Genomic DNA, 8938 nt, shown 5'->3' with positions numbered 1-8938 from the left:
TATTGCAGGCATACAGCACGCCGCCATCGCGTCCATCCGAGCCACTAAGGCGCAGGAAGCTATTGCTGGTCCACCATTCCCACGGCCCCGGCGTTGCCGCCTTCGCCAGCCGCCCCAGCTCGTCCAGTTTCAGCTCACCCATGATTGCGCTCCCCCTCTGCCGCCTTCCCGGTCAAGCGGTAGTACGCTTGCTCCAACCAGCGGACGCGCTGCTCAAGGTCCGCCACACGCTTTTCCTCGTCGCGCTTCTTCTGCGCCGTGCACGCGCGAAGACATCGCCCGGCACCAAAGCAATTCCTCCAGAACGGGCACGGCAACAGGTGTTCACTCATGGCTGCCACTCTCCTTGCCTGTCTCGCTGGCGTGCTGGCCATTGATGGGGTGCGGCGTGCTGGTGCAGCCTGGAAGCGGATAGCCAAGGCGCCGCAGGTTATTGCGCGTAGACTGCACCGTGCGGACGGCGCGTTTGTATTGCTCGTGCAGGGATACCACTTCGCAATCGACGCAATATTCAGTGAATGGCACGCCATGCCCGCAGCCTTTCATCGTGCGCACGTAAGGGTGATTCGGGTCGTGTGGCTTCAACTCTTTCATCATGCGTCCTTTTGGTTGGGTGTGATGCCAGGATATGGCAGCGGCATCCAGTGCGTAGCAGCGGCTGCGACTTCGGTGCGCGCATCCTGCTCGCCATCCGGGGTCGGATACAGGTCATCGGCCTTGATGTCGAAGAACTGCTCGCCCGCGAAATCCGCTCCTTCTGTGTAGATGAGCACGCGCTCGCCGGTGCCAATCGGCGGCAGGCGGTCATTCACGGATATCCACGTCAGCCCCTGCGCCCCGGTAGCGGCTTGCGGCTTGGTGTAGACCGGGATCAGCCCGCCGATACGCTTGGCAATCCGCTCGGTGCGAGTGAAATAGTTGCCGTTACTGGCGCTGGCCCATCCGAACGGCTCATCTTGCGCCGCCCCTGCGGCGGGCGCGGCGAGTAGGGCGGCAGCCTTCCCCAGCGTCTCGGCTTCGTATGCCGGCGCAGTAGCGGCCATGCTGCGCAGCGTTTCGACCACCCCGCGCGCTTCCTCGGCGGGCTGCTCGCCAGACACGCACGCCTGCGTCGGTCCCTTGTACGGGCACATGTACGGGCACATGTACGGGCACATGTACGGGCACATGTGCGGAGACCCATCCGCACAATCCGCGCACGACATGCACGGATACTCGGCCTGTTGCGCGCTCGGCAGCTTCCAGTCCGGGCCAAGACCAGACCGGGACAGCGGCGCGCAATTCAGTTCTCGGAAGCATTTACCTTGCGGCCCGCATCTGTGGTGGCACTTCCCACCGTCGATGCAGTGACCGGCTTCACGCAGACACTGGTGCAGCCACGACACATGCTTCGCCACCGGCTCCCCGCTCGGCGCGGCGCGGGATAGCATCGCCTGCGCAGCCTTGAACCCGTCGCGGTATCCGTCTTGGTGCGCCTGCTCCAGTTCCGCTTTCCGGCGTAGTGCATCGGCCGCAGCCTTCATCGGGCTTCCCGGCTCGGCCTGCTGCGCGCTCGGCGCAGCGCGGGATAGCAGGGCGCGGGCAAAGGCCAGCAGGCCGGCTCGTGTCATGCGATACCAGCCTGTCTCATAGGTCGCAACGCCATCCAGTTCCGCGATGCCGACGATTCCCTCATCCGTCAGCCCCGCCGCCTGCGCTGCCGGCTGCTGCGCGAGGTGCTCGGCGCGTAGGGCGGTGCGGCCAGCTTCCCATGCGGATTGCGCTGATTCGGTATGCCCATACTCGAACGAGTCCGAGTCGAACCACCACTTCTCGAACGCCTCGCGCTCGGCTTGTTCCATCCCCACCGCTTCCTTGTCCATGTCAGTTCTCCTCAAAATATCTCAATCGCCCAACCACCGCCGTCCTTCTTCGCCTTGGCCTTCACGGCCAGGAACGTGAGCGGGTATTGCTCTGCTGCTACCTTGATCTTCACGCGCGCATCGTCGGTCCAGAAGCCTTTGACCTCGTGGCACTCCAGCTGGCCATCCGCCGCCATCACGGCAAAATCCGGCGTGTAAAACGTGTTGTCCGCGAGCCGCAGCTTCATGCCCTCGAATCGGAACCACAGCACCTCGCCGGCTTGCCTGCGCAGGTCCAGATGCCGTGCGTAGGCTTGCTCGGTCTTGTTCATCGCGCCCGTCTTGAGCCGGCCGAGGGCGCGCATGCGGTCGTACGCGCGCGTAGTGGCGACAGGCTCCGCGTCGCAGCACGTCATGATTTCCTCGAAGGTCTTCCGATCCATCACATGTCGTCCCTGAATTTGCGGCCTTGACGCTTGGGCTCCGGCATGCGGAATCCATAGGCCAGATCGCTGAACAGCACGAACTCACCGCGGTAAGCCAGCGGCACCATCCCGGTTTCGCCCTGGCGCTGCTTCTCGATCAGCACCTCGCAGACGCCCTTTGCCATCGAATCCGGGTCGTAGACCTCATCTCGGTACAGGAAGCAGATGATGTCGGCGTCCTGTTCGATTTCGCCCGAGTCCCGCAGATCGGCCATCGTGGGGCGCTTGTCCGCACGGCGCTCCAGATCCCGGTTGAGCTGGGCCAGTGCCAGGACGGTGATGTCCAGTTCCTTGGCGAGCGCCTTGAGGCCACGCGAGTAGCTGCCAACCTCTTGGTTGCGGTTCTCGCTCGGACCGCCGGTCATGAGGCCGAGGTAGTCGACGATCAGGAGCGCCAGGCCATGCTTGCGCTTGACCGCCCTCGCCTTCGCACGGACCTCCAGCAGCGTGAGAGCCGGTTGGTCGTCCAGGAACAGGCTCAGGTCGGCGATGCGCGCAGCGGCTGCCGTGACGTTGTTCCAGTCCTCGTTCGTCATGAGGTCGGGCTGACGCAGGCGAGCCATCGGAATGCGGCCCAGCATCGCCGTGTTGCGCTGGTGCAGTTGGGCAAGCGGCATTTCCATCGAGAGCACAAGCGAGCCGCTCTGGCGCGCCACGTTGGCGGCGATATTCAAGGCGAACGCCGTCTTGCCCATGGCGGGGCGCCCGGCAACGATCACGAGCTCACCGGGCCGGAAACCGCCTCCCAGCTTTTCGTCCAGATCGCGGAAGCCCGTCGACAGCGGCTGAACCTTGCCTTCGAGTTGAGCCGTCAGCAGGTCGCAGAAGTCGGCCATCCCTTCCGATGCGCGGATGGGCTCCGTCTTGACGCGCTCCCGCGACAGCTGCTCGAGCTTGGCCTGCACTCGATCGACGACGATCCGAGCCTCAGCGTCTCCGACCACCATCGCCGGGACTTCGTTGGCAAGCGCCAGCAGGGAGCGCTTGACGGCGCGGTCGCGCACCACAGCGGCATAGCGGCCGATGTTGGCGGCGCTAGGCGTCGTCAGCGTCAGCTCGTTCAGGTAACCCAGACCACCGCAATCCGCGGCTTGGCCTTTGGCCGCCAGGCGCTCGTAGACCGTGATCGTGTCAGCGCCGGTACCGGTCGCCAGGAGCTCGCGAATCTGTGCGTAGATCGCCCGGTGATCGCCGCGGTAGAAGTGATCGACCTGCAGATCGCCAACGCGGTCGATCGCGTCGTTGTCGAGCAGCAGGCCACCCAGCACGGCCTGCTCGGCCTCGACGCTGTGCGGCACCGTGAAGTCGTCGCGCGCGCTCATGCCGCCTCCAGGAACTTCCGGGACTGCTGCCCTACCGTCGTCAGCTCGAACGACCCGTCAGGCTTGCAGACCCACAGGCGGTAGTAGCCCTTGGTCACGTAGTTGCAGAAGTGCCGCTGCCAATCCGCCTGCAGGCGCCGTTCGTTGGCACCCCCATCGCTGTGCTCACGTCGAAAGACGTCCCAGGCGAGTTCGAGGAATTCGTGCGGCAGCCGGACCTTGTCGACGTAGTCCATGAGCGGCCGATAGCTCGTCACGGGCTTCACGCCCTTGGCTTTGCAGTCAGCGAGGAAGGTCGCGAACGAAGTCCGGGACTTGCGAGCACGGACGGGTTTTTGCGAAGCCGAGCTTTCAGCCCCCTCGTCGCCGACAGGCGATGGGGGGTTGGGGGGTATTTCTTCCTTTCCTTGGTCCTTTGGTCCTTGATCCTCCGACGAACGTTCGCGAGGATTCGCGAGGATTCGCGAGGACTCATCGAAAGACGGCAATTTCGACTTGCTCGGCTTGTCAATCTTCTGATGAATCAACCAGTTACGGATTTCGATGTAGGTCGCGCCGTCGACCACATAACGCACGATGCAGCCCTCATGCTCGAGCTCGACTAGCCAGTCGTCGATGAGGTCTTTTGCATCGTCGTCATAGGGAAAAAGAAGGCTCGCGAGCATTCGCGAATTTCCGCGAAGCCTCCCTTCGTCGTCCGCAAGGGTCCACATCTGGATGAAGCAAAGGCGCGCGTCGCGAGACACGTTGCCCATGCTTTCCGACTGCGGGAACTCCGGCTTGATGGTTCTGATGCGAGCCATTTACTTTGCCCTGCCTGCCTGCAACGCAGCCTTCATTGCCTCGGCCCAGGAATGGACGCGGCGCTTGGTGGTGCCAGCAGCAGCCATCTTCCTTGCGATGCGATGGGCATCGGCAAAGCTCTTCTGCGCTGCATCGAAGTGGATCGGCTCGTTAGGCTTCATCGCCTTACCCCTGCGTCCCAACTTGTCCCGAACCGGCCCGCATCAAGAACTCCGCGGCCTCGGTGTGCTCGATGCCGTAGGCGGCAAAAAGAATCAGGTAGCCGAGGTACTCAGGCGACGAGACTCCCAATTTGGTGGCGCGGATCACCAGATCGCGCGCATCGTCGGCCGGAATCAGTGCGGTGACCTCGGTTTTCTCGATCGTCATGCGGCCTCTCTCGTCCCAACATGGGACAGATCGGCACTGACGCCCGTGATGCGAACGGGCAAAGTTCCGACAACGCCACGCAGCGCAAGACGCACAGCGCGCTGCAGAGCGGCGGAATCCGACTCGAAGCCCTGCATCAGCTTGAAAGCCTGCAAGGCCTCGTAGTCCTCGTCATTGAGACGAGTCTTGACTTCGTTTCGGAACTCAGCACGGCGGGACATCGGGTACCTCAACAATCAGGTAAAGGGGTGCATTCCCCATGGATATGGAAAAATCGAGCCATCTCACTTTCTCAACCACCCAAACCAGGGGAACGCATGGAAACGATGACTTTGGAGAAGTTGGACGCTCACCTTCGCGCGTTGGAGGCGGCCTTCATCGCGCTCGCGAAAGTCCAGCCCCAGGACGCACGGGAGCGGTTTTTCACCGAGTTCGACCGGAACCTGGACTCCATCGCTGCAGCCTTCGCGACAATCGGCAGAACCGACGACTGGAAGGAAAGCCTGTACAAGCATCGCCACGCGCTCAAAGACCTAATCTCTTGAACGCGTCCGCGTCGTTGGCGGAAGGCGCCGCGCTTTCCGCTGAGGCGCGGACGTGCAGGCTCAATGCTGGGCGAATGATCCAGAGCATCAAACGGGCATACAGTCGTTTCATCTCTTCTCCTTCGGCAAAATGGACGACCACGAGAGGAACGGGCGGGCATGATCTAAGCGGCGTGTTCCGGGCTTCCCGGAACGAGTTCCGGCCAGTGGTCGCTCCAATCGTCAGGCCGCTGCTCTTGACGCGGCATTCCCAATCCAATCTCCAGCTGCCGCCAGTATTTCGTGGGAATCGGTCCGCCCTTCTTCTGGTGGTAGGAAATGGTTTGTTGGGTCACGCCAAGCGTCGCCGCAAGCTTGTCCTGCGACTGAGCCAGGCGGATCGCTTTGTCCCAAGGGGATTCGTCCATCGTGTTGTCACCCGTAACGTCTACAAATATGTTTGTAGCATGCTACAAGCCTTTTTGCAAGCGTAAGCTACAAAATGCTTTGTATGTCTACTTACACAGAGCGCTTGACGCGGGCGATGAAGGTGCGCGGTCTAGACCCGGCGAAGAGCCAGAGCCTGTTGGCGAAGCTCGTTGGCCAAGGGTGCAAGCCGCAGAACATCCAGCACCTGTTGGATCCAAACAAGAACGCTAAGTCGAGCAAATACACAGCCAGGATCGCTACTGTCCTGAAAGTGGATCCTGAGTGGCTTGCCTATGAGATCGGTGAGCCGCCGACGGAGGGCAGCTTATTCGGCCAAGAAGTACCGCCCGGCGAGCTTGAAAAGGCTCAGAAAGAAGAGGCGCGCCGACTTTTGGACGGCCTTTCTGGAAGCAAGCTAACGAGGGCGCTGGCGTTGCTGCAAGACTTGTCGGTGTCCGAGCATGCCGAAGGAAGAATCGTGGGGGGAGAACCCGACGATGCGCTCCCGTTCGCGAACGTCAACCATGGCTAGGTGCGCGCCTCAACCTGCACGCATAGGCAGCAAACACACCTCGAGCGCATGGGGAGGAATCAAGTCTGAATGAGCACTTTCACAGAACACGACCTAGAGCACCAACGGCTCAAGCATCGGACCCTTGTCCTCGAACACCTTGTGCTTGTGCTGATAACTGCTCTTGCCAAACAGAAATGCGTCGAGAAAGGCGTCGACGAAGAGCCAGGAGCCATTGGATCGCTTGCTCGCGTTCTTCTGGAGAAGGGTCTCCGAAGCCTAAGAGATCTTCCGCCCAGCGGTGAATTTCATCCTGCTGAACGCGCGATGTTGATGGATGAGTCATCTGAGGTCTTCCAGGATTTAGAGCAACACCTCGAATTTATACTGAAAGGTGCTCTGTAGGGGGTGGCACTCCACCGGCGGCCGGCGCACCGCAGGACACGAGCGCACCGGCACCACAGAATGAGAACCGGCTCAGCCGGAAGAAGAACAACGAACGGGAGAAGCTATGCGGGTCCGAATTTTCGTTTATGCAGCTGAGGCGCATATGACCGTCACCGATGTAAGCACCCAGCGTGTCGGTAGACTGCTGTCTAAGTGAGAGTCATATGATTCCTCCGCTGGACGAACGCGGCCTACTGCCGGCCGGGGTGCATGATGCTGCTCTCGAAGAGATCCCGGGCATTTTTTGTCACAATGCGCACCGCGTTGAACTCTGGACGTGTATAACAGAGCGGTTTCTACCGGTTCTGAAGCTTGAGCTCGGCAGCTACTCTCCGACGATTCCGGTGCTGGTCTTCGGTGGCAGCTTCTTCAGCGACAAGGCGAGCCCTCAGGACGTGGAAATGACGGCCGTCTTTGACCAGACATACGGTGATGCATGCCTGTGGCAGGCCATGCAGACTTTTTGGGGCAAGCACGACATGTGGAAGGATCAATATCGGGCTGACTACTACCCATCTTTACCTGGAGGAAGTGATTTCTCGCAATTTTTTCAGTACGTTGGGGAGAAGACTGCGCAGGCAAAGGGTCTAAGTGAAAAGGACTATCGTGGAGTGTTGAGGATCCGGCAATGGTAACGAGAACCAATACTGTACACCGACGCGCATCGATCATTTTTGATCAGATGAAGAGCGCGAGCGAGTACGCGCCGTCTGATGCCGAGCGATCGAAGTTCCTCGAGAGTGACGACAATCCTTATCTGCAACTCCTAAACAAGCTTTACGCTGAAGATTTCGCACTCGCTCGTCTAATGGATTCGGCCGATCTAGTCGTCCACGCCGAAGGTCCTGCGGCGCGGGACCCGTCCCCGCAGCTTCGTGCGGTCAATTGGCTATGCCAAGGCGTTGATCGAAACCTGCGATCGCTTGCAACTGCTGCGCTCAACCTCTCGGGACCAGATGCTAAGAGGTTGTCTCGAAAGGTCGATCTCCGATTGACTGGCTTCGCTCCGGGTAGCTTGTATGCTGGGTTCGCCGTGAACAGGCCGGAGAAGCAACTTGCTGGGCTACCTGATGTTTCGGAGGACGATGCCTACCTGGCGATCACGGAAGCCATTCACTCGCTGCCCCAAGTACCTCGCTTCGTTCGAGATGAGTATTTCTCCGAGGAAATCAGAGATGTAATACCTGACCCTGCAATGCGCGATGCTAGCATTGTGACTGCGTATAACCTAGCACCTACGGGGAAAATAGGAATTCATACCCTAGAGATTGCTGCTCCAAGGCAATCAAGCACGACGTTGAGTCAGCGTGAACGAGTGGTCTTGAAGGACGTTGCCAGAAGGCCTGTTCTTAACAAGATCCATCGCGCATCCTTCATTGGCGAAATGAGAGGCGTGGACCTCGACACAAACCGCTTCCACTTGAGAAACATCCCTGATATTGGCACTGTACGGTGCATCAGTCCGCTATCCGCGGAGGCGTCGAGATACCTGTTAGGGCGAACCGTAAAAGTGACCGGAGAGTATGAATCCGATGCGAGCGGGAGGCCCAGGCTAATGCGTGTCTTTGAGGTGGAGGAAGTAGATATGCCGGTTCAACACCACATCGAAGACCTTCTTTGAAGACCTCACAGCCCGCCCCTCCGGCGGGCTTTTTTACGCCCCCAGTACCCTCCTCCGCGCACGTTCCCCTGTCACCCCGGCAGGGGAATCTGCCTCCCCTCTTAAGTAGTGACTCCCTTACATTGACCTTTCAACAGCAAGCCGGCGTAAGCCCGGCAGCAGCATGAGAGGGGTCACATGTCGAACATCATCGAGCTGGCGCGCTTTAGAAGAAATCGCCAGGGGGGCGGTCACCAACCAGTTGACTCGGCGCAGCTTAGCGACGACGTCATCATCATTCGCAAGCAACTAGACGGCCGGTACGTAGCGGACATGAGAGGCGCCTATCGGGAGTCATTCCTACTTGCCGCTGAACACGTCGCCGACTTGGCGTCAAAGCTCTGCCGCTCCGTGCGCCGCCCTTAGTTACAAATTTGTTTGTATTTTGCTTGCCATGCTACAAATCTATTTGTAGACTACCTCCATCGACGCACTACACCGATGGAGCAAGCGATGCCAGCCACCCTGACCCAAGCCCCGATCCGAGTCCCCGGCCAGCCCGAGGTGGCGGACGACTTGGAACACCTCTGCTCGTCCTTCTTCGGC

At 60.3% G+C, this 8938-nt stretch carries 14 protein-coding genes; 5 read left to right on the top strand and 9 right to left on the bottom strand.

Annotated elements, in window-relative coordinates:
- Positions 1 to 134: 134 nt before the first annotated feature.
- From F7Q96_RS26065 to F7Q96_RS26035, 8 genes are read right to left on the bottom strand one after another with little or no spacing between them, the layout of a single operon-like run.
- Positions 135 to 332 carry a hypothetical protein gene (locus F7Q96_RS26065; protein WP_144425985.1) on the bottom strand — a complete coding sequence of 66 codons (198 nt, stop codon included), beginning with the start codon at positions 330 to 332 and terminating at the stop codon, positions 135 to 137.
- Entirely contained in the window at positions 325 to 597 is a 273-nt protein-coding gene (locus F7Q96_RS26060; RefSeq protein WP_151023581.1) for a hypothetical protein, read from the bottom strand. Before F7Q96_RS26060 ends, F7Q96_RS26065 begins: the two co-directional genes overlap by 8 nt.
- Entirely contained in the window at positions 594 to 1862 is a 1269-nt protein-coding gene (locus tag F7Q96_RS27335; protein WP_249041730.1) for a DUF551 domain-containing protein, read from the bottom strand. The genes F7Q96_RS26060 and F7Q96_RS27335 overlap by 4 nt, the downstream gene beginning before the upstream one ends.
- 11 nt (positions 1863 to 1873) lie before the next feature.
- Positions 1874 to 2284 (bottom strand): DUF1064 domain-containing protein, encoded by a 411-nt coding sequence (locus tag F7Q96_RS26050; RefSeq protein ID WP_082371806.1) that lies wholly within the window; start codon positions 2282 to 2284, stop codon positions 1874 to 1876.
- Complete coding sequence (dnaB, locus tag F7Q96_RS26045; RefSeq protein WP_053824308.1) at positions 2284 to 3648, bottom strand: replicative DNA helicase; 1365 nt, start codon at positions 3646 to 3648, stop codon at positions 2284 to 2286. The genes F7Q96_RS26050 and dnaB overlap by 1 nt, the downstream gene beginning before the upstream one ends.
- A complete protein-coding gene (locus F7Q96_RS26040) occupies positions 3645 to 4451 on the bottom strand; it encodes a hypothetical protein (RefSeq protein WP_053824309.1) in 807 nt (268 codons plus the stop codon). Before F7Q96_RS26040 ends, dnaB begins: the two co-directional genes overlap by 4 nt.
- The gene (locus tag F7Q96_RS26960) at positions 4452 to 4613 is read right to left on the bottom strand and encodes a hypothetical protein (protein ID WP_170266027.1); all 162 of its coding nucleotides are present in this window, start codon (positions 4611 to 4613) and stop codon (positions 4452 to 4454) included.
- A gap of 4 nt (positions 4614 to 4617) precedes the next feature.
- Positions 4618 to 4821 (bottom strand): hypothetical protein, encoded by a 204-nt coding sequence (locus F7Q96_RS26035; protein ID WP_151023580.1) that lies wholly within the window; start codon positions 4819 to 4821, stop codon positions 4618 to 4620.
- 20 nt (positions 4822 to 4841) lie between these two features.
- Between F7Q96_RS26035 and F7Q96_RS26955 the strand changes: the two genes are divergently transcribed.
- Positions 4842 to 5366: a hypothetical protein gene (locus F7Q96_RS26955; protein WP_170266026.1), complete on the top strand. Its 525-nt coding sequence runs from the start codon at positions 4842 to 4844 to the stop codon at positions 5364 to 5366.
- 164 nt (positions 5367 to 5530) lie between these two features.
- Here F7Q96_RS26955 and F7Q96_RS26020 read toward each other — a convergent pair whose 3' ends face one another.
- Positions 5531 to 5773, bottom strand: a complete 243-nt coding sequence (locus F7Q96_RS26020) for a transcriptional regulator (RefSeq protein ID WP_151023578.1) — start codon at positions 5771 to 5773, stop codon at positions 5531 to 5533.
- 83 nt (positions 5774 to 5856) lie between these two features.
- On the opposite strand from F7Q96_RS26020, the gene F7Q96_RS26015 reads away from it, so the two are divergent.
- From F7Q96_RS26015 to F7Q96_RS26000, 4 genes are all read left to right on the top strand, one after another.
- Positions 5857 to 6306 (top strand): hypothetical protein, encoded by a 450-nt coding sequence (locus tag F7Q96_RS26015; RefSeq protein ID WP_151023576.1) that lies wholly within the window; start codon positions 5857 to 5859, stop codon positions 6304 to 6306.
- A 69-nt stretch (positions 6307 to 6375) separates the two neighbouring features.
- Complete coding sequence (locus F7Q96_RS26010) at positions 6376 to 6690, top strand: hypothetical protein (protein ID WP_144425987.1); 315 nt, start codon at positions 6376 to 6378, stop codon at positions 6688 to 6690.
- Between the two features lie 206 nt (positions 6691 to 6896).
- On the top strand, positions 6897 to 7367 hold the full coding sequence (locus F7Q96_RS26005) for a DUF6932 family protein (RefSeq protein ID WP_151023574.1): 471 nt from the start codon (positions 6897 to 6899) through the stop codon (positions 7365 to 7367).
- Positions 7361 to 8353: a hypothetical protein gene (locus tag F7Q96_RS26000; protein WP_151023572.1), complete on the top strand. Its 993-nt coding sequence runs from the start codon at positions 7361 to 7363 to the stop codon at positions 8351 to 8353. Before F7Q96_RS26005 ends, F7Q96_RS26000 begins: the two co-directional genes overlap by 7 nt.
- The last annotated feature ends 585 nt before the right edge of the window (positions 8354 to 8938 follow it).

Source organism: Cupriavidus gilardii, assembly GCF_008801915.1.
In the GTDB taxonomy this organism is placed as follows: domain Bacteria; phylum Pseudomonadota; class Gammaproteobacteria; order Burkholderiales; family Burkholderiaceae; genus Cupriavidus; species Cupriavidus gilardii.
The sequence above is the reverse complement of the archived record's forward strand: the minus strand, read 5'-3'. Positions and strand labels throughout refer to the sequence as shown.